The sequence below is a fragment of the Cellulosimicrobium funkei genome (assembly GCF_900155925.1).
In the GTDB taxonomy this organism is placed as follows: Bacteria; Actinomycetota; Actinomycetes; order Actinomycetales; family Cellulomonadaceae; genus Cellulosimicrobium; species Cellulosimicrobium funkei.
Genome location: NZ_FTMI01000002.1, coordinates 94,238 through 119,970, shown reverse-complemented (window position 1 = coordinate 119,970; position 25,733 = coordinate 94,238). Strand labels below are relative to the sequence as shown.

Genomic DNA, 25,733 nt, shown 5'->3' with positions numbered 1-25,733 from the left:
TGGCCATCGAATACCGTCTAGAGGTCGTCGGAGTGAACTTGTGTAACCGTATCCGTCGGCGTTGCCGCCATGATCTGCGGGACCACTAACGAACGATTAGGCACATGCTTGAGCAGTGCAGATCGGACGTCGCGAGACAGCGAAACAAGCTCCCAGATCCGCCCAAACTCTGCATCGAGCGTACCCTGGCGCATAAACACAGGTTCCATACTGATCCGGTCGGGAAGGTGAATCAGGGCAGCAACGGCATCCGAAACCTCCGGGTGCAGTCGGTGGAGGAATGGTTCAAGCAACCGCCCGTGCGCGTCAATGTCACGCAGGACAGCGGTTCCCGCAAAAGGGTCTGACTGCACCCCACGGACTCCGTCATGCAAGACGCGGATGTCGGATCGGGGCTCCCAGGTTTCAATCAGGTCAAGGTTCCGAAGGAAACCCTTCATGCCAGCTTCAGTCTGCGTGTCCCATGGCCCCTCCGGCGCCTCGTTGCGGTACTTAGCCAGCAAGATCGCACCTGCCACTGCTAAATAGTTCAGCGACCACCAGTAAGAGGCCAGAACCCGTTCGCGATCTCGCCTCTCTGGAACTTCAATCATGATCCAGTTGAAGGCGAAGGCTGCAGCAATGCCGTAGCCCAAGTTTCTGGCAACTTCTCCGAACTCGTGACCGAAGGGAGCAATCTCTGGCACCGCTTGGAGCAGTTCCACCAACACACTCACTAACAACGCGCACCCAGACAGGAGCATTGCATTGTTAGCGACAAAGGTCGACACAGGTCGCTCGAGCTTCGTGGTCACTCACCGATCCTAGATCGCCGGTGTAGAAACTCGTAAAGGGGCTCGATGGCGGGTCGGGTGTAGCGGAGCCCTGGCGGTCTCACACGCTGTCGGGACTGCTGCAGGATCGGTTGACACTCCATCTGCGGGACGAGGTCCTGCTGGAAGGATGTCGCTGTGCCCAAGAAGTTCCCACCTGAGTTCAAGCGTGACGTCGTGCGGGTCGCTCGACGCGGCGACCTGACGCACGCCGAGGTCGCGTCCGACTTCGACATCTCTGTGGAGTCGGTAAGGCGCTGGGTGCGCCAGGCCGACATCGACGACGGTGTCACCGATGGTCAGACGACCAGTGAGCAGAACGAGCTGGTCCAGCTGCGCCGGGAGAAGCGTCGATTGGAGATGGAGAACGAGATCCTGCGCCGCGCGGGCGCATACTTCGCCGCTGGATCGCTCCCAAAATGAGCTACCCGCTAGTCCGTGACCTGGCCGCCGAGGGCATCCCCGTGCGGCTGACCTGCGGGGTGCTCGGCCACTCCAGGCAGGCCTACTACGCCTGGGCGGCCAACCCGGTCAGCGACCGCGACCTGGAAGACGCTCACCTGACCAACGCGTTGATCGACGCCCACGGCGACGACCCGGAGTTCGGCTACCGGTTCCTCGCCGACGAGCTCGAGCGCGCCGGTCACGACGTCGGCGAGCGGCGGGTCTGGCGGTTGTGCTCGGCGCAGAAGCTGTGGTCGGTGACCGTGCGCAAGGGCAGGCGCGGGACCGGCAAGATTCCGGGCCCGGCGGTCCACGACGACCACGTCCAACGCAACTTCACCGCGGCCGAGCCGGACCAGGTCTGGGTCACCGACATCACCGAGCACCCCACCGGCGAGGGCAAGCTCTACTGCTGCGCGATCAAGGACCTGTTCTCCAACCGCATCGTCGGCTACGCGATCGACGAGCGCATGACCGCCCAGCTCGCCGTCACCGCGCTACGCACCGCCGTCGCCCGTCGCGCCCCGAGCGGCGTCGTGGTGGTCCACTCGGACCGCGGAGCGCAATTTCGAGCGCGCAGCTTCCGGGCCGTCCTTGCTGCCGCCTGCCTGCAGGGATCAATGGGACGGGTCGCCTCCGCCGGAGACAACGCCGCCATGGAGTCCTGGCACGCACTGCTGCAAAAGAACGTCCTGAACCGTCGCCGCTGGGCCACCCGCGACCAACTGCACGACGCGATCGTGTTCTGGATCGAACGCACCTACAACCGGCGCCGACGCCAGCGCGCCCTCGGCAAACTCACCCCCGTGGAGTACGAGCTCGCCTTCACCGCCCAGAACGCCGCGCTTGCGGCATGATCACCACCAAACCCGTGTCAACGGATCCTACAGCAGTCCCCACAGCCGAAGCCGAGGTTCGTGGCCGGTGCCCACAACCGGGTTACGGGGCACGGAGCGAGTATGGCAGCAGGCCCGTGACTACCTCAATACCGCCATCGATGGGAGTGTGACGGCAGGGCAACTATGAGCCGGACCACTGCACTGCTACGCCCACCACAACTGGACCAGGCTCAGGCAAAGCACTCCCCATGCAGCATGTGTGCAGTATTCGGCAATCTAGGCTGTACGTCGACAGCACACATGGCTACATCTGCATATCCGCGAAGCGTTGGTAATGACCTTGGAACGCGACGGTGATCGTGTCGGTCGGACCATTTCTGTGCTTAGCGACGATCAGGTCCGCCTCGCCCGCTCGGGGCGATTCTTTTTCGTAGGCATCTTCGCGGTGCAAAAGGATCACGACGTCAGCATCCTGCTCGATAGAGCCACTTTCACGAAGGTCGCTCATCTGCGGTTTCTTGTCGCCGCGCTGTTCCGGACCACGGTTCAGCTGCGAGATCGCGATGACAGGAACCTCGAGCTCCTTCGCGAGCAGCTTGAGCGCACGCGAGAACTCCGAGACCTCCTGCTGGCGCGACTCGACGCGCTTGCCGGAGCTCATGAGCTGGAGGTAGTCGATGACGACGAGCTTGAGGTCGTGCCGCTGCTTGAGCCGTCGGCACTTGGCCCGGATCTCCATGAGCGACATGTTCGGCGAGTCGTCGATGAACAGCGGAGCCTCGGCGACCTTGCCCATCGTCGAGGCGAGCTTCTGCCAGTCCTGCTCGTCCATCTTCCCGGAACGCATCCGCGTGAGCGGCACCTTCGCCTCGGCGGCGAGCAGACGCATCGTGATCTCGTTGCGGCTCATCTCCAGGGAGAAGATGACGGCTGCCATCTGGTGGTGCACCGCGGCGTGCGTCGCGACGTTGATGCCGAGGACGGAATTGTGCGTCGGCACCATCGACCGTCCCGCGAGGTACAGGTGCGACGGGTGGTCCACCTCGACACAGCGCACCGGCACCGGGTCGACGCGTCGGACGTCGACCACGAACCGCGAGGTGAGCCGCGCCGTCCCAGGGCGACGGCGCTCCTTGTGGACGAGCCTCTTGCGCTCCAGCCAGAAGACGTCGTCCTCGGTCGTGAAGGTGATCGTGTACGCCGTGGGCGAGGACTCGGTCCGACCCTGGACGGCCTTCGTCGACCACCCCGTGCGGTATCCCAGGGACAGGACCAGCTCTCGCGTCTGCAGCGCGAGGCGCTCGCTCGTCAGGGAGATCTGGACGCTTCCCTGCGGCGTGACCGTCCCGTCCGTGTCGAGCAGACCCGCGAGAAGCTCGCGTCGTTGCGTCTCGCTCGCGCGCAGATACGCCGCGGGGATGTGCTTGTTCGACAAGACTCCGAGCGCGCGGAGCCGTCCACCCATGGTGCCGTTCGTCGCGTGGCACTTCTGGCACCGTCGGAAGCCCCACCCGGGCTCGCCGCAGTCCGGGCACGTCGGAGGCGCAGGCCGCTCCATGCCGCGCGACCGCGCTGCGCAGGCCTTCCCGCACGCCAGGAGAGTCGCGCGCTTCGGGGTGAACTCACCGCCGCACGCGATGCACGCTCGAACAACGGGCTCTGGCTCGGGCAGGAGCATGTTGTACGCCCGCGCACGCCCCTCCGCCTTCCCCTTCGGCTGTGCGACGTAGCCCAGCCCTTCGATCCGCATCGCGATCTCGGGGTCGGCGGACGTGAACTCGGCGCGCCGAGAGCTACCGTCGCCCAGCCAGACCCCGAGCGCGTAGGGGTGGATCGGGAGGTCGGACTCAGGAAGGTCCAGCGGTGCCGTCGTGGCGATCGAGTGGTTCGCACGGTTGTCCGCCGTGACACAACGGACCGTGGCTGCGAGCTCCTCGGTCGTGCGGACGGACGACTCGGGCGTCTCGCCGGCGCGCACCGCGCGTCGCTGGGCACGGGTCGAGGTCACCCACTGGTGCTGCGCGTCCGCGACGATCACGGTGCCGTCGTCGAGCTCGACCTCGTAGCAGGGGCGGTCGACCATGACCTCGGTCGCGGCGACGACGCGTGTGGGCGTCCCGTCCGCGGAGACCAGCAGGTCGCCGACCGCGACCTCGCCCATCGTCGTCCAGCCCGACGGCGTGGGCAGGGGCGTGTCGAGCGCGAGGGCCTTGCCGATGGCCGGCCGCGCCGCGACGACGATCATCTGGCCGGGGTGCAGGCCGTTGGTGAGCCGGTCGAAGTCGGAGTAGCCGGTGGGGACGCCGGTCATGCCCTCGCCGCGCCCCTGGGCGGCCTCGATCTCGTCGAACGTGGGCCCGAGGATCTCGGCGAGGGGGAGATAGTCCTCCGTGGTGCGCCGCTCCGTGACGGCGTAGACCTCGGCCTGGGCGTTGTTGACGATCTCGTCGACGTCGCCGCCGTCCGTCGCGTAGCCGAGCTGCACGATGCGCGTGCCCGCCTCGACGAGGCGGCGCAGGACCGCACGCTCGCGGACGATGCGCGCGTAGTACCCGGCGTTGGCGGCGGTCGGCACGCCGGCCATGAGGTCGTGGATGTAGGGCGCGCCGCCGATGCGCTGGAGCTCGCCGCGCTTGGTCAGCTCCGCGACGACGGTGATGGCGTCGGCGGGCTCGCCGCGACCGTAGAGGTCGATGATCGACTCGTAGACGATCTCGTGCGCCGGGCGGTAGAAGTCGGAGCCGCGGATCTGCTCGATGACGTCCGCGATGGCGTCCTTCGACAGCAGCATGCCGCCGAGCACGCTCATCTCGGCGGCGACGTCCTGGGGCGGCGTCCGGTCGAACCCCGACGGCCCCGGTCCCCCGTAGCTCTCCTCGAGCTCCTCGATCGACATGCGCCCCTCGCTCCCCCGGGACTGGAACGGCCCTTGCGGGACCGCACGACCGGGACCACTCTTCGTCGTACACGTGTTCTACCGCGGGCCACCCACACGACTGTCCCGGTGGCCGCGCCCCCCGCCTCCGACAGGCACGACCCCGCGACACTAGATCGCGACCGGACGCCCTGCAAACGGCCCTGTGCACGCCCGGTGGACAGGGACCCCCGTTCCTGTGGACACAGTCCCCCACACTGTGCACACCCGGTGGAAAACGGTGTGGACAACCTCACGATCTTCCTGTGTACATCGCCGTGAGCGGCCTCTGACCAGCCTCATCACTACCCTCAGGGGTGTGGAAGAAAGAAAGTCGGGCGACACGCCGACGACACGCCGGACACCGTCCGGCCACCCCGACGACACCGGGCCGCAGTCCGGCCCCGGTACGTCGTCCACAGGTCGCCGCGCCCGGTCCCGGCTCGACCGCGAGATCCTGGCCCTCGCCGTCCCCGCGCTCGGCGCGCTCGTGGCCGAGCCGCTGTTCGTGCTCGTCGACAGCGCCGTCGTCGGCCACCTCGGCACCGCGCAGCTCGCGGGCCTCTCCCTCGCGTCGACCCTCCTCGTGACCCTCGTCGGCCTGTGCGTCTTCCTCGCCTACGCGACCACCGCCGCCGTCGCGCGCCGCATCGGTGCGGGCCACACGCGGGAGGCGCTCCAGTCCGGGATCGACGGCCTCTGGCTCGCCGTCGGGCTGGGCGCGCTCCTCGCGGCCGTCCTGTGGACGACGGCACCGTGGGCCGTCGGCGCGATGGGCGGCACGGGTGAGGTCGCCGAGCACGCCGTGGTGTACCTCCGCTGGTCCGCGCTCGGCCTCCCCGGGATGCTCCTCGTCCTCGCGTCCACCGGCGTGCTGCGCGGCATGCAGGACACCCGGACGCCCCTGTGGGTCGCCGCGGGCGGCGCGACGTTCAACGCGGTCCTCAACGTCGTCCTCGTCTACGGGGCAGGGCTCGGGATCGCCGGGTCCGGCATCGGGACGGCCGTCGCCCAGCTCACCATGGGCGCGGTGCTCGTCGTGGTCGTGGTGCGCGGCGCCCGGCGCCACGGCGCGTCGCTGCGGCCCGCCGCGGGCGGGATCTGGGCGAACGCGCGTGCCGGCGCTCCGCTCTTCGTCCGCACGCTCTCGCTCCGCCTCGCGATCCTCCTCACCGTGTTCGTCGCGACCGGGCTCGGGGAGGTCACGCTCGCGGGCTACCAGGTCGTGAACTCCGTCTGGGGGCTCGCGGCGTTCGCGCTCGACGCGCTCGCCATCGCGGCGCAGGCGCTCGTCGGGCACGGGCTGGGGGCCGACGACGTCCCCCGCGTCCGCGCCGTCCTGCGCCGCACCCTCCAGTGGGGCGTCGCCGCCGGGGCCGGGCTGGGCGTCGTCATGGCGGCCGGCGGCTGGTGGTTCGCGCTCCTCTTCACGTCCGACCCCGAGGTGCGCACCGCCGTCGCCGTCGGCATGGCGGTGTGCGGCGTCCTCCTGCCGATGGCGGGGTGGGTGTTCGTGCTCGACGGCGTCCTCATCGGCGCCGGGGACGGCCGCTTCCTCGCCTGGGCGGGCATGCTCACGCTCGTGGTCTACGCGCCGTTCGCGCTCGCCGTCCGGCACTGGGCGCCCGACGGCGCGGCGGGCCTCGCGTGGCTCTGGCTCGCCTTCGCGGGGGTCTTCATGGCGGCACGCGCCGTCACCACCGGGCTCCGTGCGCGCGGGAGCGCCTGGATGGTCACCGGCACCGCCTGAGGGCTCGGCGCGCGCAGCCGAGCACGCCGGGGCCGGACGCGACGAAGGCCCGGCCCCTCCGAGGAGGTACCGGGCCTTCGTGGACTGCTCAGCAGCAGATCAGGCAGCGACGACCTTCACCGCGAGGGTCGCGGAGACCTCCGGGTGGAGGCGGACGGAGACCGTGTAGTCCCCCGTCGCCTTGATCGGCTGACCGATCTCGATCTTGCGCTTGTCGACCGACGCACCGGCGGCCGTCACGGCGGACGCGATGTCCGCCGTCGTGACGGCGCCGAAGAGGCGACCGGCAGCGCCGGCCTTCGCCTCGACGACGACCGGCTTCGCCTGCAGCGAGTCGCGGATCGCCTTCGCGTCGTCGAGCGACGCGATCTCGCGGGCCTTGCGCGCCTTGCGGATCGCAGTCACCTGCGACTCGGCGCCCTTGGACCACGGCGTGGCGAGCTTGCGCGGGACGAGGAAGTTACGGGCGTACCCGTCCTTCACCTCGACGACGTCGCCGGGCTCACCGAGACCGGTGACCTCGTGGGTCAGGATCAGCTTGGCCATGAGTTCTCTCCCTTCCCGCTCAGCGAGCCGTCGACGTGTACGGCAGCAGCGCCATCTCGCGCGCGTTCTTCACCGCACGGGCGATCTGGCGCTGCTCCTGGACGGAGACGCCGGTCACGCGACGCGCGCGGATCTTGCCGCGGTCGGAGATGAACTTGCGCAGCAGCGCGGTGTCCTTGTAGTCGACCGACTCGATCTTGGCCGACTTCAGCGGGTTGGACTTCTTCTTGGGCTTGCGCACCACAGGCTTCGCCATGGTGTTGCTCCTCTACAAGGTGCGATCCCCGCGCGTGGACCGCGCCGACGAGCGGCGCGGCACCAGCGGGGACGGGTGTGTGTTCTGGGAGTGGCGGACGATCAGAACGGGGGCTCGTCGGAGAACGAACCACCGGACGACGCGGGGCCAGCCGTGGCCCACGGGTCGTCGCTCTGCTGCTGACCGCCGCCGGAGCTGAATCCGCCGCCGGAGGCGCCGCCGGAGTTGGCGCCACCTCCGTAGCCGCCACCGCCGCCGAAGCCGCCGCCACCGCCACCTGAGCGCTGGGCGCGGGTGACCTTGGCAGAGGCGTAGCGCAGGGAAGGACCGATCTCGTCCACCTGCAGCTCGACGACGGTGCGCTTCTCCCCCTCGCGGGTCTCGTACGAGCGCTGGACGAGGCGGCCCTGCACGATGACGCGCATGCCCTTCGTCAGCGACTCCGCGACGTTCTCCGCGGCCTCGCGCCAGATCGAGCAGCGCATGAACAGGGTGTCCCCGTCCTTCCACTCGTTCGACTGGCGGTCGAAGGTCCGCGGCGTGGACGCCACCGTGAAGTTGGCCACCGCCGCACCCGAGGGGGTGAAACGCAGCTCCGGGTCTCCCGTGAGGTTCCCGATCACCGTGATGACGGTGTCACCTGCCATGGCCAGCTCCTTCGTGTGTCGTCTGTGTCGTCGACGGCGCCGCGCGCCTCGCTCGTAACGTTCTCGCGTCGCTCATCCCACCACGCGGCGCCCACACGCGCTACGGCGTGCAGCATCCCGGTGCAGGACGGTCGAACGGGGGAGACGGGGAGGATCAGCGAGCGTCCGTGCGCAGGATCTTGGTCCGCAGGACGACCTCGTTGAGGCCGAGCTGACGGTCCAGCTCCTTGGCGGTGTCGGAGGTCGACGTGAAGTCGACGACCGCGTAGATGCCCTCGGACTTCTTGTTGATGTCGTACGCCAGGCGGCGACGACCCCAGATGTCCACCTTGTCGACGGAGCCGCCGTCGGTCTTGATGACCGACAGGTACTTGTCGAGCGACGGGGCGACGGTGCGCTCCTCGATCTCGGGGTCGAGGATGATCATCAGTTCGTACTGACGCATGCGGATAACCCACCTCCTCTGGTCTTCGCGGTCACGGTCTCTCCGTGACAGGAGGGTTCATGCTTCATGCTGCTGCCGTCCGACGGGCGGACGGCAGCTCCCCAGGGTACCCGCTCGGCGCGGGCGCCAGGAAATCTGCGGCCGACGGGCAGGTCAGCCCCGGCCCGGGATGATGCCGCCGACGTTGCCGTTGCCCCCGCCGGCGTTCCCTCCCCCGCCCGGGTTCCCGGGTTCCGTGGGCGACGGGTCCGGGTTCTCCGGATCCGTGGGATCGGGAGGCGGTTGCTGGCCCGGGTCGGCGCCCTTCGAGACGACGAGCGCGATGGTCGACCCCGGCGGGACCTCGCTCATGGACGACTGGCTGATCACGTAGCCCCGGGGCTGCTGGTCGGAGAACTCCTCGGTGATCCGCACCTTGAGGCCGGCGCCCTCGAGCTGGGCGCGCGCGGCGCGAGCCTCCATGCCGACGACGGACGGGACTGCCACGTTCGCCGGCTGCTGCGGCTCCTCCGGCTCCTCGGGCGGCGCCTCCTCGGTCGGGGTCTCCGTCGGGGTCTCCGTCGGGGTCTCCGTCGGCTTCGGCTTCGGCGGGCTGTAGGGCAGGAACTCGCCCTCCGGGAGGTTCGCCGCCGCGACCTGCATGTAGGACGCCCAAGCCTCGACGGGCCACGAACCACCGGTGATCTCGGGGTTGCGCATGTCGGCCCAGCGCCCGAACGGCGTGATCTGCTCCTCCTCGCCGTTCGGTCCGACCTGGTAGAGGCCGACGACCGTCGCGAGCCCGGGGGTGAATCCCGCGAACCACGCCGACTTGTTCTCGTTCGACGTACCCGTCTTGCCGGCGGCGGGCCGCCCGATCTCCTGCGCGGGCTTCCCCGAACCCTGCTTGACGACCTCCGCGAGCGCGTACTGCGTGGCCGACATGGTCTCCGTGGTGAACTCCTGGGTGCGCTTGTCGGCACCCGGCGCCTGGTACACGAGGTTGCCGCGCGAGTCCGTGACCGACGCGACGATGTGCGGGGTGGACCGCAGGCCGCCCGAGGCGATGGTCGCGTACGCGTTCGTGAGCTCCAGCGGCGTCACGGTCGCGGTGCCGAGGACGTTGGCCGCGTTGCCCAGCACCTCCGTGCGGTCCGAGATGCCGAGGCGGTGGGCGACCTCCGCCGTCTTCTCAGGGCCGGTCTCGATGTTGAGCGCCGCGTACACGGTGTTCACGGAGTTGGCGGTCGCCTTGACCAGGTCGATGTCACCGTAGGGCACGTCCCCGAAGTTCCGGACCTTCCAGTCCTCGCCGTTGTTGGCGTCGGGGAACGTCTTGGGCGAGTTGCCGTCGTAGCGCTCGTCGAGCGTGTGCCCTGCCTCGAGCGCCGCGATGAGGGTGAACGGCTTGAACGTCGAGCCTCCCTGCGCTGCACCTCGCGTCGCGTTGTTGTACGCCTGGGTGACGTAGTCGGGACCCCCGTACAGGGCTCGGATCGACCCGTCGTTGGGGTCGATCGACACGATCGCGGGGCGCAGGTTGGGCGAGACGGGGTTCTCGTCGCCTCGCGCCTCCTGGGGGAGGGAGTTCGCGGTGTCGACCGCGGCCTGCTGCATCGTCGCGTCGATGGTCGTGGTGACCTTGTAGCCCTTGGTCTGGAGGGCGTCGAACGAGATGTCGTTCTTCGCGAGCTCGTCCTCGACCATGCCGAGCAGGTAGCCGGTGGGCCCCTCGTACTTCTGGGACTTGACGTACGGGATCGCCTCGGGGAAGCCCGCGTCCACCGCCGCCTGGCGCTCCGCGGCGGTGATGTGGCCGTCCTCCTCCATGTTCCGCAGCGTCCGCTTCCACCGCTCCTCGGCCTGGGCGTGGTTGACGGCCGGGTCCCAGTTGCTGGGGCTGGGGATGATGCCGGCGATCATGGCCGCCTGCGAGACCGTGAGGTCGGCGGCGTTCACGCCGTAGTACTTCTGCGCCGCCGCCTGGATGCCGTAGGCGCCGCGACCGAAGTAGATGGTGTTGAGGTAGTTGCCGAGGATCTCCGACTTGTCCTGCTTCTGCGTGATCTTGACGGCGAGGATCGCCTCGCGCGCCTTGCCCGCGTAGTCCGTGACCGAGTCCGTGTAGTACCGCTCGACGTACTGCTGCGTCAGCGTGGACGCGCCCTGACGGCCGCCGCCCTTGATGTTGTTGTAGAAGGCGCGCGCGATGCCCTTGACGTCGACGCCGGAGTTCGTCCAGAACGTGCGGTCCTCGGAGGCGACGACGGCGTTGCCGACGTACGGCGGCAACGTCGCGTAGTCGACGATCTCGCGGTTCTCGACCGCGTACTTGCCCATCTCCGTGGTGCCGTCACCCCAGTAGACGGTGGACGTCTGGGCCCCCACGCTCGGCAGCTTCGTCGGCACCTCGGTCGTGAACCACGCGGCGACGGCGACGCCCGCGACGAGCGCGATGCCCGTCAGCATGGTCCCGACGACCACGCGCCACGACGGCAGCCAGCGGCGGACGCCCTTGACGTGCGAGCGTGGGTAGTTGAAGAACCGACGGCGCCCGCGCGGGGTCGGCCGTCCGTTCGTCCTCGTGGATCGCGCCACGGTCTACCTTCCTCTGGGGGGCATCGAGGAGCCGGCTCGCGTCGACCGCGGGCCTGCCCGTGGGCCGCCGTGCGGGGACCACCTGACCGACGGGACGGGCCCTGCCTCGGGGGCGGGCCGCCGTCGGGCACGAGGTCGGCGCACGCCGGACCACCCTGAACAATAGGGCGTCACCCTGTCCCGACAAGGGTTCAGCGCACCGTGAGCGGGATCGTCCGCCATTGATTCGCCCGGGCGTCCCGCCGCCTCCGCGGGTTCTTCACATGCCCGGCGACGTGTGTCACAGTCCGGTCAGGATTGCACGACACATCGGGACGACCTAACCTGTCGATGTATCGACTCGATACATCGGGTCGAACCAGATCCCAGCGAGTCCCTCCGGGGCTACGCCGAGGAGCGTCAGGAGGTGGGATCGTGCGGAGCAAGACACCTGTGCTCGAGACCGCGATCCTGGGGCTCCTCAAGGAGGCGCCGCTGCACGGGTACGAGCTGCGCAAGCGGCTCAACATCATGCTCGGCTCCTTCCGCGTGCTGTCCTACGGCTCGCTGTACCCCGCCCTCAAGTCGCTGGTGGCCCGCGGGCTCATCACCGGCACGGAGCAGTCGGCCGCGCAGTCGACCCTCGCGCCCGCCCTCTCGGGCAAGCGCGCGCGGATCGTCTACGAGCTGACGGCCGAGGGCAAGGAGCACCTCCAGACCGTCCTGGCCTCCTCCGGGCCGGCGGCGTGGGAGGACGAGAGCTTCGACGTCCGGTTCGCGTTCTTCGCGCAGACCGACGCCGAGACCCGCATCCGCATCCTCGAGGGCCGGCGCACCCGGCTCACCGAGAGGCTGGAGGCGGTCAGGGAGTCCGCGGCTCGCACGCGCGAGCGGCTCGACGAGTACACGCTCGAGCTGCAACGTCACGGACTCGAGCAGGTCGAGCGCGAGGTGCGCTGGCTCGACGGTCTCATCACCACCGAGCGCGACAGGAGCTCCGGGCACGCCCGGGGCGCCGCCCGCGCGCGGTCCAGCAGCACCCCGCATCCTGCGGAACCATCCGAGCAGGAGCCCGACGGCGCGAGGCGTCCCGAGGACCCTGGAACAACGAACACCAAGGAGCGAGGATGACCTCCATCCGCGTCGCCATCGTCGGCGTAGGCAACTGCGCATCGTCCCTCGTCCAGGGCGTGCACTTCTACCGTGACGCCGACCCGAGCAGCACCGTCCCGGGCCTCATGCACGTCCAGTTCGGCGACTACCACGTGTCGAGCCTGGAGTTCGTGGCGGCGTTCGACGTCGACGCGAAGAAGGTCGGCTTCGACCTCTCGGAGGCCATCAACGCCTCCGAGAACAACACGATCAAGATCGCCGACGTCCCGCCGCTCGGCGTGACCGTCCAGCGCGGCCCGACCCTCGACGGCGTCGGCAAGTACTACGCGCAGACGATCGAGGAGTCGGACGCGGAGCCGGTCGACGTCGTCGCCGCGCTGCGCGAGGCGCAGGTCGACGTGCTCGTCTGCTACCTCCCCGTGGGCTCGGAGCAGGCCGCGAAGTTCTACGCGCAGGCCGCGATCGACGCCGGCGTGGCGTTCGTCAACGCGCTCCCCGTCTTCATCGCGTCCGACCCGGAGTGGGCCGCGAAGTTCGAGGAGGCCGGCGTCCCGATCGTCGGCGACGACATCAAGTCGCAGGTCGGCGCGACGATCACGCACCGCGTGCTCGCGAAGCTCTTCGAGGACCGCGGCGTCGTGCTGGACCGCACGTACCAGCTCAACGTCGGCGGCAACATGGACTTCAAGAACATGCTCGAGCGCGAGCGCCTGGAGTCCAAGAAGATCTCCAAGACGCAGGCCGTGACCTCGAACCTCGAGGGCCCGCTCGGCGGCAAGACGGAGGACCGCAACGTCCACATCGGCCCGTCGGACTACGTCGCGTGGCTCGACGACCGCAAGTGGGCGTACGTGCGCCTCGAGGGCCGCGCGTTCGGCGAGGTCCCGCTGAACCTGGAGTACAAGCTCGAGGTGTGGGACTCCCCCAACTCCGCCGGCATCATCATCGACGCCGTCCGCGCCGCGAAGATCGCCAAGGACCGCGGCGTCGGCGGCCCGATCCTCTCGGCCTCGACGTACTTCATGAAGTCCCCGCCGGTCCAGATGGAGGACACGAAGGGCCGTGCGCAGCTCGAGGCCTTCATCGCCGGTGAGGTCGAGCGCTGACCTGGAGCCCTGAAATCTGAGCGCTCCGCCGAGGTAGAGCCCTGGTCGTCCGGCAGGAGGACCAGGGCTCTACCTCGCTCGGCCGGGTTCGTCGTCGGCCGCGGCCGCGCCCGAGGTGAGACGGCACCGGGAGGGGGGAGGCGCGCCGCGTCGTGGCGGGCCTGGCGGGAGCCGCGAGGGACGAGCGGCGGATGGTAGACGCGGCGCGCTTCCCCGCCCGACCTCCCAGGGCGACCCGCGTCGTCGGCCCCGACCAGCGCCGTCGGCCCCCGACCCGCCGCACGACGCCCCACGGGGGACAACCGCATGTCCGACCGCACGACGACGAACGTAGGGTGACCGGGTGGGTGTGATCTCCGAGCTGCGGGCGCTGCTGCGTCTGGACGGCTTCCGCAAGCTGTTCGCCGTCCGGCTCGTGTCGCAGGCCGGGGACGGCATGTTCCAGGTCGGCCTGGCGTCGCTCCTGTTCTTCTCCCCCGAGTCGCAGGGCACGGCGGCGGCCATCGCGGGCGCGTTCGCGGTGATGCTCGCGCCGTTCACGATCGTCGGCCCGTTCGCCGGGGTGTTCCTCGACCGCTGGCAGCGGCGTCAGGTCCTCGCGTGGGGCAACGCGGTGCGCGTCGTCATCACGCTCGGCATGGCGGTGCTCATGCTGACGGGCGGGGTGAGCGGCTGGATCTACGCGCTGGGCCTGGCCGCGCTGTCCGTGAACCGCTTCCTCCTCGCCGGGCTCTCGGCGGGCCTGCCGCGGGTCGTCGACGGCCCGCTGCTCCTCACGGCGAACTCCCTCACGCCGACGCTCGGCGCGGGTGCGGCGTTCGTCGGGGGCGGGATCGGCGTGGTGCTCGGGCTCGCGTTCGAGCCGGGCCGGGTCAAGGACTCGTCGGCGCTCGTGTGCGCGGCGCTGGTCTTCGGCGTCGCGTCGCTCCTGGCGCTGCGCCTCGGGCGCACGCAGCTCGGCCCGGAGCGCCCGGCGGAGTCCGCGATCCGCTCGGAGATCGCGCGGGTCGCGCGCGGTCTGGCCGACGGCGCCCGGTACCTCGTCGCGCGCCGCACGCCGGGGCAGGCGCTGCTCGCGATGGCGACGCACCGCTTCCTCTACGGCGTGGTGTTCATCGCGTCGATCCTCATCGCGCGCAACCTCCTGAGCCCCGGCGACCAGGACGCGGGCTTCGTGACGTTCGGGCTCGTCGTGGGGCTCACCGGCGTGGGGGGTGCCGCGGCGGCGGTCATCACCCCGTTCCTGTCGCGCCGCACCGGTCCGCAGGTGTGGATCGCGATCATGCTGCTGCTCGCGGCGGCGAGCCAGCTCCTGCTCGTCACGACGCCGTCGCGCGCGGTGGTGTTCACGGGCGCGACGCTGCTGGGCCTGGCCGCCCAGGGCACGAAGATCGCGGTGGACACGATCGTCCAGCGCGACACGGACGACGAGTTCCGCGGCCGCGCGTTCGCGTTCTACGACGTGCTCTACAACGCGGCGTTCGTGGGCGCGGCGGCTCTCGCGGCCTTCACCCTCCCGGACACGGGCTGGTCGCGCGGCGTGTTCGCCGTGCTGGCGGTGGCGTACTGCGTCGCCGCCCTGGTCCTGTGGACGCGGGGCGCTCGCACGCCGTCCGAGCCGGGCGACGCCGTCGTGCCCGACGCCGGGGCGTCCCCCCGCACGCCGCACGCCTGACGCGCCGTCCCCTCGACCGCCTGCGCGACGCGCGCGGGCCTCCTTCTGCCCTCGGCGTACCGATGAGTCCGGGGCGGAAAAGAGGTCGTCACCGTCGGCGGGAATAACGCAGGATGGTGAATGGTCGTACAGGGTACGGATCTCGCGGCGAGCGCCGCGCGGGCCGTCCCGGGTCGGGTCACCCTGCTCGTGGCCCCGCCGACCGAACCGACACCGTCGTCGCGTGCCCCCGCACGCGACCGTCGCGCTGCCCTGCAGCGCACCCTGCCCCCCGACCGGGTCCGACCCTGCGCCCGGGACGCCACCGACGCGAGCGGAGACACACCGTGACAGCCTCCCCCACCCACGACACCTCGGCCGCCGTCGACCGCCTCCCCCGGGCGGACTTCCTCGTCATCGCGCTGCTGCTCGGCTCGGCGTTCGTCGTGATCCTCAACGAGACGACGATGAGCGTGGCGCTCGCGCCGCTCATGGCGGACCTCGGGATCACCGCGAGCACGGGCCAGTGGCTCACGACGGCGTTCATGCTGACCATGGCCGTCGTCATCCCGGCGACCGGGTTCCTGCTCCAGCGGCTCGGGACGCGCGGCGCCTACCTGCTCGCGATGTCGCTGTTCAGCGCGGGCACGCTGCTCGCCGCGCTCTCCCCCGGCTTCGCGTGGCTGCTCGTCGGGCGCGTCGTCCAGGCGTCGGGCACGGCCATCATGATGCCGCTGCTCATGACGACGATCATGACGCTCGTGCCGCCGGCCATCCGCGGCAAGGTCATGGGCAACATCTCGATCGTCATGGCCGCCGCGCCCGCGCTCGGTCCGTCGCTCTCGGGTCTCATCCTCAACTCCCTGAGCTGGCGGTGGGTCTTCGGCATCGTCCTGCCCATCGGCCTCGTCGCGCTCCTCCTCGGCTTCCTGTACATCCGGGACGTCGCAGACCGTACGCACTCGCGCCTCGACCCGTTCTCCCTCGTCCTCGCGGCGTTCGCGTTCGGCGGGCTCGTCTACGGGCTCTCGAGCATCGGGGAGGCCGCGCGCCACACGCCCGTCGTCCCGCCGGCCGTGCCGCTCGCTCTCGGCGTCCTCGCGCTCGCCGCGTTCGCGTGGCGGCAGATCGTCCTCCAGCGCGAGGACCGTGCCCTGCTCGACCTGCGCGTGTTCACGCACCGCGGGTTCAGCGTGCCGCTCGGCATCATGGCCGTCGGCATGGTCGCGATGTTCGGCTCGCTCATCCTCCTGCCGCTGTTCCTCCAGGACGCGATGGGCCTCGAGCCGCTCGCGACCGGGCTCATCGTGCTCCCGGGCGGGCTCCTCATGGGTCTGCTCGGCCCGACCGTCGGCCGGCTCTACGACCGGGTGGGACCGCGTCCGCTCGTCATCCCGGGCGTGAGCGTCGTCGCGGTGGCCCTCGCGGCCTTCACGACGATCCACGCCGACTCGTCGCCGTGGTTCGTCCTGGCGCTGCACGTCACGCTGAGCCTGGGCCTCGCGTTCATGTTCACGCCGCTGTTCACGTCGGCGCTCTCGTCGCTCGAGCCGCACCAGTACTCGCACGGCTCCGCGTCGATCGGCACGGTGCAGCAGCTCGCGGGTGCCGCCGGGACCGCGATGTTCGTCGCCGTCATGACGTCGCGCTCGATCGCGTACGGCGAGGCGGGCGCGTCGCCCCGGGTGGCGCTGGCCGAGGGCGTCGGCGACGCGTTCGTCTGGGGCACGGCGGTCATGCTGGTCGCCGTCGGCCTGTCGTTCCTCCTGCGCCGCAGCGCGCCGCCGGCGCACGGGCACGGCCCGGCGCAGCCCGGCACGCAGGACGCCCCGGTCGAGGACGCCCGCACCGGGGACTCCCGCGCCACGGACGCCCGTACCGCGGACGTGAAGGTCGAGGCCGCCCTGGCCACCGACGACGTCTGAGGCGACCGGCACGACGTCGCACCCGCGAGCACGGCGAGGGGTGCCGCTCTCATCAGCCCGAGAGCGGCACCCCTTCGGTGTCTTCGCTCCTTCTCACCGCCGAGGGCTCACCCGCGCGCCCGGAGGTACGCCATGCTCAGGACGCCGACGACTCCGGCTGCTCGGCCCACCACCGCAGGAGGTCCGCGCGCGCCGTCTCCTCGTCGACGGGGCCCCGGTCGAGGCGCAGCTCCAGCAGGTGCTTGTACGCCTTCCCCACCACGGGCCCGGGGCGGATCCCGAGGATCTCCATGATCTGCTGCCCGTCGAGGTCGGGGCGGACGGCGTCGAGCTCCTCCTTCGCCTGGAGGTCGGCGATGCGGCGCTCCAGGTCGTCGTACGACTCGCGCAGCCGCTGGGCCTTGCGCCGGTTGCGGGTCGTGCAGTCGGCGCGCGTGAGACGGTGCAGGCGCTCGAGCAGCGGGCCGGCGTCGGTCACGTAGCGGCGCACGGCCGAGTCGGTCCACGCGCCGTCGCCGTAGCCGTGGAACCGCAGGTGCAGCTCGACGAGGCGCGCGACGTCCTTGACCACCTGCTTGTCGTACCGCAGCGCCTTGAGGCGCTTGGCGACCATCTTGGCGCCGACCACCTCGTGGTGGTGGAAGCTCACGCCGCCCCCGGCCTCGAACCGGCGCGTGGGCGGCTTGCCGACGTCGTGCAGGAGCGCCGCGAGGCGGAGCACGAGGTCGGGCGAGGGGACGGCGCCGTCGGGCCCGGTCTCCTGCGCGATAGCCTGGTCGAGGACCGTGAGCGAGTGCTCGTACACGTCCTTGTGCCGGTGGTGCTCGTCGATCTCGAGCTTGAGCGCGGGCAGCTCGGGCAGCACGTGGTCGGCGAGGCCCGTGTCCACGAGGACCTCGAGCCCGCGCCGCGGCGCGGCGCCGCACAGCAGCTTCGACAGCTCGTCGCGCACGCGCTCGGCCGAGACGATCTCGATGCGCTCGGTCATGAGGACCAGCGCGGCGAGCGTCCCGCCGTCGACGTCGAACTCGAGCTGCGCGGCGAACCGCGCCGCGCGCATCATGCGCAGCGGGTCGTCGTCGAACGACTGCTCGGGGGCGATCGGGGTGCGCAGGACGCGGCGGGCGAGGTCGCCCAGGCCGTCGAACGGGTCGACGAACGTCATGTCCGGCACCCGCACGGCCATCGCGTTGACGGTGAAGTCGCGGCGCGACAGGTCGCCCTCGAGCGTGTCGCCGAACGCGACGACGGGCTTGCGTGACGTCGGGTCGTACTCGTCCGTCCGGTACGTCGTCACCTCGACGACGAGGTCGTCACCGGGGCCGCTGCGCCCGAAGCGCTTCGCGCCGATCGTGCCGAACTCCTTGCCGATGTCCCAGTGCGCGTCGCCCCACCGCGCGAGGATCGCCTCGGTCTCGTCGGGCGACGCGGAGGTGGCGAAGTCGAGGTCGTTGCTCGCCCGCCCGAGGAACGCGTCGCGGACCGGTCCCCCGACGAGCGCGAGCTCGTGGCCCGCGGCCCGGAACGCCTCGCCGAGCTCGATCGCCGCGGGCGCCATCTCGGTGAGCACCGCGAGGGCGCGGCGCTGCAGCTCGAGCGCGTGCGGCGTCGCGGGCGGTGTCGGCTGGGGCGACGGCGAGGGGGACGAAGGCTGGGGCACGACACCCAAGCCTGCCAGATGCGGCGCCCGCGCCGGGGAGCCGGTCCCGGGGAGGTGGGTGCCCACTCGGTAAAGTTGAACCCATGTCCACCCCCGCGCACGCCGACGACCCCCGGAGGGATCCGGCGGGCGGGCGTGGCGACGGCCGCGGGCAGCCCGCCCCCGTCCCGGCCCCGCCGGGCGGCCACGCCCTCCGCATCGACCCGCGCTCGCGACCGGGCCCCGCGCCGGCGCCGCTCCCGGTCGTCGACGAGGTCTCCGCGGGCGGCCTCGTCATCACCGTCGCCGGTGGCTACCCGTGCGCGGCGATCATCGCGCGGCGCAACCGCGGGGGCCGCCTGGAGTGGTGCCTGCCGAAGGGCCACCTCGAGGGCGACGAGACGCCGGAGCAGGCGGCCGTCCGCGAGATCGCGGAGGAGACGGGCATCCGCGGCGCGGTGCAGGAGCCCCTCGGCGTCATCGACTACTGGTTCACGGGCGACGACCGGCGCGTGCACAAGGTCGTCCACCACTTCCTGCTCCGCGCGACGGGCGGGCACCTCACAGTCGAGGGCGACCCGGACGGCGAGGCCGAGGACGTCGCCTGGATCCCGGTCGTGGACCTTCCGGCCCGGCTGGCGTACCCGAACGAGCGGCGCATCGCCGTCGTCGCGCAGGGCGTCCTTGAGGGCCGTCGCACGCGGTTCCACGGGGTGGTCGAGAGTAGGGTGACCCGGACGATCGTCCGCCCGCACGGCCACCCGCACGACGGCCGCGGCGGCCCGGCACCGCCCGCCCCACGGAGCTCGACCGACCACTCATGACGCCCTCCTCCCGCAGCGGTGCGCGCCCCCCCGGCGCCGCGCCGGCCTCGCTCCGCGGTCCGACCGCACGGCTGCTCGTCACCCTGCTCCTGGTGCTGGTCGTCGCGGCCGGCGTCCTGCTCGGCGGCACGACGGCGGCCCCGCCCGCCGCGGCCGACACGGTCCCGGAGGGCGAGGACGCGGTGACGCTCGAGCTCACGTCGTTCGCACCGACCGTCCTCGCGCCGGACAGCACGCTCACCGTCACCGCGCGCGTGACGAACGGGACGGAGCAGACGCTCGACTCCCCCGCGGTGACGCTCGGCGTCGACCGCCGCGCGCTGCGCACGCGGTCCGCGCTCGAGAGCTGGACGACGACCGGTCTCGACGGTCGTGTCGGCACCACCGTCGCCACCGAGGACGTCGGGCGGCCGCTCGCACCCGGGGAGAGCGCCGACGTGACGCTCTCCGCGCCGGCCGCCGAGCTCGGCCTCGGCACGGGCAACGACCCGGGCCCGCGCGGCCTGGCGGTCGCCGTGTCCGACGGCGGCACGCGCCTCGCCGTGCAGCGCACGTTCGCGCTCCGGGCCCCGGCGGACGACGTCTCCCCCGTGCGGCTCAGCGTGGTCGCAGCGCTGACGGGTCCCCCGGTCGACCCCGACCCGGTCGCGTACGACGACGCGCTCTCGGCCGCGGTGGCGAGCGAGGGACGGCTCGGCCGCCTGCTCGCCGCGACGGGCGGGACGTCCGACGTGGGCTGGGTCGCCGACCCGGCGCTGCTCGCGGCCGCTGCCGTCGCCGCCGACCCGGCGGTGAACGCCTGGGCGGACGCCGTGAGCGGGGCGACCGCCGGGCGCTCCACGTTCGCGCTGCGCGCCTACGACCCGGACGTCGCGGCGTTCGCGCACGCGGGCCTCGCGCTGCCCGAGGGGACGCCGCTGCCGTCGTCGGGCACCTCGTCCGACCCGGCGTCGGGCACGCCGGCCGACGACACGGCCGACGGCACGACCGACGGCGACGACGACGCCGCTGACACGGGGACCCCCGCGCCCCCGGACCCGACGAACGGGTGGCGCACCGACCTCGCCTGGCCGGCCGACGCCGTCCCCGACCTCGCGACCACGACGCTCGCCGTCGCATCGGGAGCGACCGCGACGGTCGTCGGTCCGGGCGGCCTCGCGCCGGCCGACTCGCTCACGTACACGCCCTCGGGCGTCGCGACGGTGACGACGTCCGCGGGACCGGCCACGGCGCTCGTCGCCGACCCGGTGCTCACCGCGCTGCTCTCCGCCGGCGACGGCTCCGGCGTCTCCGCGACGCAGCGCCTGCTCGCCGAGACGGCCGTGATCGCGCGCGAGCGCCCCGCCGACCAGCGGCACGTCCTCGCGGCCCTGCCCCGGTCGTGGGAGCCCGAGCCCGGCCTGTTCACGGCGCGGCTCGACGCGCTGCGCGATTCCGGCTGGGTCGACCTCGCACCCGTGGACCAGCTCCTCGCGGTCGAGCCGCCCGCCGTCGACCGCGCGTCGCTGCCCGAGGACGCGCCCGCCGACGGCGAGATCGGTGCCGCCGAGCTCCGGTCCCTCGACCGGTCGCGCGCGGAGCTCGCCGCGTTCGCGACGGTCGCGGCGGACCCGACGGCACTCATGCGCCCGCTCGAGCCGGCGTTCGTCACGCCGACGGCCGTCGCCTACCGCGCGGCGCCGCCGTCACGCACGCTCGCCGTCCAGCAGGCCGAGCAGCGGTCCGCCGCGGTGCGGGGCGGGCTCTCGGTGGAGACGCGCTCGTCGTTCTTCTTCGTCGCCGAGCAGGAGGACCTGCCGGTCCGGGTGCGCAGCACCCTCACGCAGGACGCGACGGTCCAGGTCGTCCTCCGGCCGGACGACCCCCGGCTGCGGGCCCCGGAGCGCACGACGGTGACGATCCCGGCGGCGACGCGCGACGCGGACGGCGACCTCGTCCCGACCGAGGCGAGCGTCGGGGTGCCGGTCGAGGGCTTCGGGAGCGGCAACGTCACCGTCGAGGTGGAGCTCGTCAGCGCCGCGCAGCCCCAGGTCCGGGTCGCGGAGCCGCAGCAGTTCGTGGTCCGGGTGCGGGCCGACTGGGAGTCCGTCGGCACGGTCGTCGTCGCCGTCCTGCTCGTCATCGCCCTGTTCGCCGGCATCTGGCGCACCGTGCGTCGTGGTCGCTCGCCCCGCCGTCTGGCCGGCGCCACGCTCGACCAGCCGTCGCCGCAGGACCCGCCGGCCGCGGCGCCGAGCGGGCCCGACGGACCGCCCCGCCGCGACGAGGAGCGCGTCGAGTGAGCCCCGGACAGCCGCGGCACGTCCGTCCCGCGGGTGCCGGGCGAGGTTCTCGCCCGGGGACGACGCGCGACGCCGTCCCCAGGATCGAAGGCGCGCTCCCGGGCGACCCCGCGGCGTCGGGCACCCCCGACGAGACCGCGGAGGCGGGCGCCACCGAGGCCCCGGCACCCCGTACGGGGAGTCTCGGCCGGTCGTCGGCGCTCATGGCGTCCGGCACCTTCGTCTCTCGCGGCCTGGGCCTCGTGCGCAACGTGCTGCTGGTCGCCGCGATCGGCACGACGGGCCTCGTGGCGGACGCGTTCGACGTCGCGAACAAGATCCCCAACGTCCTCTTCGCGATCCTCGCGGGCGGCGTGCTCAACGCCGTCCTCGTCCCGCAGATCGTGCGCGCCTACCGCGCGCGCAACACGCAGGAACGGCTCGACAAGCTGCTCACGCTCTCGGGCGTGATCCTGCTGGCGCTGTCCGCGCTGCTCACGGCCGGTTCGAGCATCCTCGTCGCGCTGTACACGGGGCCGGGCTGGACGGCGCCGCAGACGTCGCTCGCCGTCGCGTTCGCGTTCTGGTGCACGCCCCAGCTCTTCTTCTACGGCCTGTACACGCTGCTCGGGCAGGTCCTCAACGCGCGGGGGCAGTTCGGCCCGTTCATGTGGGCGCCCGTGCTCAACAACGTCGTGTCGATCGCCGGGTTCGCGGCGTTCATCGCGCTGTACGGCCCCGCGGCGACCGGGAACGTCGACGACCTCACGCAGTGGGACGGGACCAAGATCGCGCTCCTCGCAGGCACCGCGACGCTCGGCGTCGCCGCCCAGGCGCTCATCCTCGTCGTGCCGCTGTGGCGCGCGGGCTTCCGCTGGCACCTGCGGTTCGGCCTCCACGGCATCGGCCTGCGGTCCGCGGGCCAGGTGGCACTGTGGACCTTCGCCGCCGTCCTCCTGGAGCAGGTCGGCGTCCTGTTCACGACGCGCTTCGCGAGCGAGGCGCCCCGTGCGGCGCTCGCGCAGACCTTCGGGGCCTACCGCGACGACCCCGGGACCCTGGGCGCCGTCACCGGGCTCGTGACGGGCGCCCCCGACGCCTTCTCGGACGCGCTCGCCGTCGCGGGCAACGCGGCCTACACGCAGGCGCTGATGATCTACCTCCTGCCGCACTCCCTCGTGACCGTCTCCATCGCGACGGCGCTGTTCACGGGCATGAGCGCGGCCGCCCACGCGGGCGACCTCGCGCGCGTGCGGCACGACCTCTCGCGCGGCGTCCGCACCGTGGGGGTGTTCACGGTGTTCGCGACGGCGGTCCTCGTCGTCCTCGCCCTGCCCGTCACCAAGCTGCTCGTGCCCTCGGTGGACGCCGCCTCTGGCGAGGCCGTGTCCATGGTGCTGCGCGCCATGGCGCTCGGGCTCGTGCCGCTCGGCGGCATGGTCCTCATGAAGTGGGTCTACTACGCGTTCGAGGACGGGCGCACGGTCTTCTGGATCCAGGTGCCGGGCACGCTCGTGCTCGTCGGCGTGTCGTGGGTCGGCACGCAGGTCCTCCCGCCCCAGCTGTGGGTCGTGGGCATCGGCCTGGCGATGAGCCTGTCCAACCTCGTGGCGGTCGGGCTGCGCACCGTCGGCCTGCGGCGCACCCTCCACGGGCTCGACGGTGCACGGATCCTCCGCCTGCACGTCAAGGCCGGCCTCGCCGCGCTCGTGAGCGCCGTCGCCGGGTGGGGCGTGCTGCGGGCCTTCGTCGTGCTCTCGGGCGACCCCGCCGACGGGATCTACGGGCTCTCGTGGTGGCAGGCGGTCGTCGTCGTGGCGGTCGGCGGCACCGTGATGGGCCTCGTCTACGCGGGCGGCCTCAAGCTCATGCGCGTGCGGGAGCTCGACCAGCTCGCGGGACCGCTCGTGGGCCGCGTCAGACGCCTCGTCCGCCGGTGACGCGACACGTCTGACGTGCGGGTATCCGGTGATACGGGGGCAATCCGGGCCCGCGTACCATGGGGTCTCGACCACGAGTCCCACACGGAGGAGGTCCGGTGAACGGCGTGGCCCCAGGAACGTTGCTCGTCGCGCGCTACCGGCTCGACGAGCAGCTCGCGTCCGACCTGTCGGACGTCACGGCATGGTCGGCCCACGACCAGATCCTCGACCGACCGGTGCGGCTCTCGGTCGTCACCGGCGCGCACGTCGCCGAGGCGCTCGACTCCGCACGACGCGCGGCGCTCGTCGTCGACCCGCGCCTCACGCGGGTGCTCGACGTCGGGTCCGAGGACGGCGTGGCGTACGTCGTGACCGAGCGCTACACGGGCATCACGCTGAGCGAGGTCGTCGCCGGCGGGATCGTCGACCCGCAGCAGGCGCGCGCCATCGTCGGCGAGGCTGCCGCAGCGCTCGAGGTCGCCCGGCGCCGCGGTGTCCACCATCTCGCGCTGCGCCCGGACGCGGTGCGCGTCGACGGCGGCCGCGTGCTCGTCACGGGCCTCGGGCTCGACGCGGGCGTGGCCGGCCACGACCAGCACGACGCCGAGCAGACCTCGCGCGCGGACGCCGTCGGGCTCGTCGCGCTCCTCTACTACGCGATGACGGCCCGCTGGGCCGGGCCGTCCCTCGACGTCCCCTGGATCGCCGCGGACTCCATCCACCCGCTGCCCGCGCAGCGCGCGGGCGACAGCGTGCTCGCCCTCTCGGACGTCCGTCCCGACGTCCCCGCCGAGCTCGACGAGCTGTGCGCCGAGACCTTCGCCGGCACCCACGGCACCGCGGCGGAGTGGACCGCGACACCCCGGGGAGAGGGCCCGCGCTCCCCCGCCGACGTCGTCGGTGCGGTCGAGCCCTGGGGCGAGGTCTCCGTCGTCGCGGCGCTGCCCGCGTTCGTGCAGCCCGCCGGCGGTGTGAGCCGCCAGTCGGTGCGGACGGCGTTCGACGGCGCGGCCAGCGCGCCGCCCGGGACGCCACCGCCCGCGCCGCCCGTCCGCCGTCCGACGACCGGACGCATCCACCGTGTCGGCGCGGTGCCGGGGTCGGCCGGTGCGGGCGCGGGGGCTGCGTACGCCGCCGGGGCGGCGACCGGGGCCACCGCCGCCGTGCCGCCGCCCACCGCCGAGGCGTACTCGGTCCCGCCGCCGCCCGTCGGCTACGACGCGGGCACCGTTCCCCTGCCGTACGACCCGGCACCCCCGCCGCCTCCGCCCGCCGGTCCCGACGCCGCGCAGGCCTGGAGCGAGCCCGTCCCGTCGCGGCGCGGGCCGCGACGGTTCAACGCGACCCCCATCGTCCTCGTGCTCGTGCTGGCCCTCGTCGTCGGCGGTGTCGTCTGGGCCGTCAACACGGCGTTCGACGGCTTCGGCCCCGCCGTGCAGACCAACGAGCCCACCGCGGGCGGGTCGGAGGCGCCGGCCGAGGGCGGTGAGGGCACCGGCTCCGCGGGCGAGGAGGCACCGCCCGCGCCCGAGGTCCGCCCGATGATCGCGTCCGGCACCGCGCTCGATCCCGAGGGCGACGCCGCCGGCAACAACGACGGCGAGCACCCTGAGCTGGCGTCGCTGGCCTACGACCAGCAGCCGGACACGACGTGGATCTCGCGGCGCTACAACGCGGCGGACTTCGCCGGGCTGCGCTCGGGGATCGGTTTCGCCGTCACCCTGGAGCAGAAGGCGCCCGTCTCGTCGATCGTCATCGACACCGCGACGAACGGCGGCAACGTCGAGATCCGTGCGACGAGCCCGGACACCCCCACCGAGGGCACGGTGCTCGCCTCCGGGCCGCTCTCCCCCGGTGCGACGTTCACGTTCGAGCAGCCGGTCGAGGCCGAGTCCATCGTCCTGTGGTTCACCGAGCTGCCGCAGAACCCGGCCGGCGAGTACCGCGCGGAGATCAACGAGATCCTCGTCTCCTGACATCGTGGGGGGCCCGACGCCGGGTCCCCCACGGCCCGCAAGGTTGCCTGCCGCTGTGCTCCTGCCCGCGGTGTGCGGTGCTCGTCGCGGACACGTGCGGCGTC

17 protein-coding genes and 1 pseudogene are annotated in these 25,733 nt (G+C 72.1%); 10 read left to right on the top strand and 8 right to left on the bottom strand.

The genetic code is table 11. The annotated features are described in order from the left end of the window. Positions 1-17: 17 nt before the first annotated feature. Positions 18-794, bottom strand: a complete 777-nt coding sequence (locus BXA05_RS04825; RefSeq protein ID WP_143311046.1) for a hypothetical protein — start codon at positions 792-794, stop codon at positions 18-20. Between the two features lie 156 nt (positions 795-950). Between BXA05_RS04825 and BXA05_RS04815 the strand changes: the two genes are divergently transcribed. Beyond that, a protein-coding gene (locus BXA05_RS04815; RefSeq protein WP_244550385.1) for an IS3 family transposase occupies positions 951-2,113 on the top strand; the annotation gives its coding sequence in 2 pieces (ribosomal slippage) (positions 951-1,218 and positions 1,218-2,113; 1,164 coding nt in all). Positions 2,114-2,399: 286 nt separating this feature from the next. Here the strand turns inward: BXA05_RS04815 and dnaB are convergent. Further along, entirely contained in the window at positions 2,400-4,991 is a 2,592-nt protein-coding gene (gene dnaB, locus BXA05_RS04810; RefSeq protein WP_076404168.1) for a replicative DNA helicase, read from the bottom strand. 337 nt (positions 4,992-5,328) lie between these two features. On the opposite strand from dnaB, the gene BXA05_RS04805 reads away from it, so the two are divergent. Then, positions 5,329-6,759 carry an MATE family efflux transporter gene (locus BXA05_RS04805; RefSeq protein WP_083711485.1) on the top strand — a complete coding sequence of 477 codons (1,431 nt, stop codon included), beginning with the start codon at positions 5,329-5,331 and terminating at the stop codon, positions 6,757-6,759. 99 nt (positions 6,760-6,858) lie between these two features. Here the strand turns inward: BXA05_RS04805 and rplI are convergent, their stop codons facing one another. The 5 genes from rplI to BXA05_RS04780 form a co-directional block, all read right to left on the bottom strand. Next, on the bottom strand, positions 6,859-7,305 hold the full coding sequence (gene rplI / locus BXA05_RS04800; protein ID WP_021481585.1) for a 50S ribosomal protein L9: 447 nt from the start codon (positions 7,303-7,305) through the stop codon (positions 6,859-6,861). 19 nt (positions 7,306-7,324) lie between these two features. Beyond that, positions 7,325-7,561: a 30S ribosomal protein S18 gene (gene rpsR, locus BXA05_RS04795; protein WP_021481584.1), complete on the bottom strand. Its 237-nt coding sequence runs from the start codon at positions 7,559-7,561 to the stop codon at positions 7,325-7,327. A 101-nt stretch (positions 7,562-7,662) separates the two neighbouring features. Continuing rightward, positions 7,663-8,208 (bottom strand): single-stranded DNA-binding protein, encoded by a 546-nt coding sequence (locus tag BXA05_RS04790; protein ID WP_021481583.1) that lies wholly within the window; start codon positions 8,206-8,208, stop codon positions 7,663-7,665. A gap of 154 nt (positions 8,209-8,362) precedes the next feature. Beyond that, positions 8,363-8,653 (bottom strand): 30S ribosomal protein S6, encoded by a 291-nt coding sequence (gene rpsF, locus BXA05_RS04785; RefSeq protein WP_009863694.1) that lies wholly within the window; start codon positions 8,651-8,653, stop codon positions 8,363-8,365. A gap of 153 nt (positions 8,654-8,806) precedes the next feature. After that, positions 8,807-11,230: a penicillin-binding protein gene (locus BXA05_RS04780; RefSeq protein ID WP_076404167.1), complete on the bottom strand. Its 2,424-nt coding sequence runs from the start codon at positions 11,228-11,230 to the stop codon at positions 8,807-8,809. Between the two features lie 414 nt (positions 11,231-11,644). On the opposite strand from BXA05_RS04780, the gene BXA05_RS04775 reads away from it, so the two are divergent. From BXA05_RS04775 to BXA05_RS04760, 4 genes are all read left to right on the top strand, one after another. Continuing rightward, entirely contained in the window at positions 11,645-12,340 is a 696-nt protein-coding gene (locus BXA05_RS04775; RefSeq protein ID WP_021482833.1) for a PadR family transcriptional regulator, read from the top strand. Continuing rightward, positions 12,337-13,428, top strand: coding sequence for an inositol-3-phosphate synthase (locus BXA05_RS04770; protein WP_074803974.1), 1,092 nt, complete (start codon positions 12,337-12,339; stop codon positions 13,426-13,428). Before BXA05_RS04775 ends, BXA05_RS04770 begins: the two co-directional genes overlap by 4 nt. 343 nt (positions 13,429-13,771) lie before the next feature. Then, positions 13,772-15,103 carry an MFS transporter gene (locus BXA05_RS04765; protein WP_061268288.1) on the top strand — a complete coding sequence of 444 codons (1,332 nt, stop codon included), beginning with the start codon at positions 13,772-13,774 and terminating at the stop codon, positions 15,101-15,103. Positions 15,104-15,429: 326 nt separating this feature from the next. Next, entirely contained in the window at positions 15,430-17,007 is a 1,578-nt protein-coding gene (locus tag BXA05_RS04760; RefSeq protein ID WP_232322668.1) for an MDR family MFS transporter, read from the top strand. Positions 17,008-17,143: 136 nt separating this feature from the next. On the opposite strand, the gene BXA05_RS04755 is transcribed toward BXA05_RS04760, so the two are convergent. After that, positions 17,144-18,577, bottom strand: a complete 1,434-nt coding sequence (locus tag BXA05_RS04755) for a CCA tRNA nucleotidyltransferase (RefSeq protein WP_143311093.1) — start codon at positions 18,575-18,577, stop codon at positions 17,144-17,146. Positions 18,578-18,750: 173 nt separating this feature from the next. Between BXA05_RS04755 and BXA05_RS04750 the strand changes: the two are divergent. The 4 genes and pseudogenes from BXA05_RS04750 to BXA05_RS04735 form a co-directional block, all read left to right on the top strand. Then, positions 18,751-19,338, top strand: a pseudogene (locus BXA05_RS04750) (NUDIX hydrolase); the annotation flags it as partial. A 128-nt stretch (positions 19,339-19,466) separates the two neighbouring features. Continuing rightward, positions 19,467-21,752 carry a DUF6049 family protein gene (locus BXA05_RS04745; RefSeq protein WP_076404166.1) on the top strand — a complete coding sequence of 762 codons (2,286 nt, stop codon included), beginning with the start codon at positions 19,467-19,469 and terminating at the stop codon, positions 21,750-21,752. Beyond that, positions 21,749-23,671 (top strand): murein biosynthesis integral membrane protein MurJ, encoded by a 1,923-nt coding sequence (gene murJ / locus BXA05_RS04740; protein WP_342065158.1) that lies wholly within the window; start codon positions 21,749-21,751, stop codon positions 23,669-23,671. The genes BXA05_RS04745 and murJ overlap by 4 nt, the downstream gene beginning before the upstream one ends. A 107-nt stretch (positions 23,672-23,778) precedes the next feature. Then, a complete protein-coding gene (locus BXA05_RS04735; protein ID WP_244550384.1) occupies positions 23,779-25,629 on the top strand; it encodes a protein kinase family protein in 1,851 nt (616 codons plus the stop codon). Positions 25,630-25,733 lie beyond the last annotated feature (104 nt).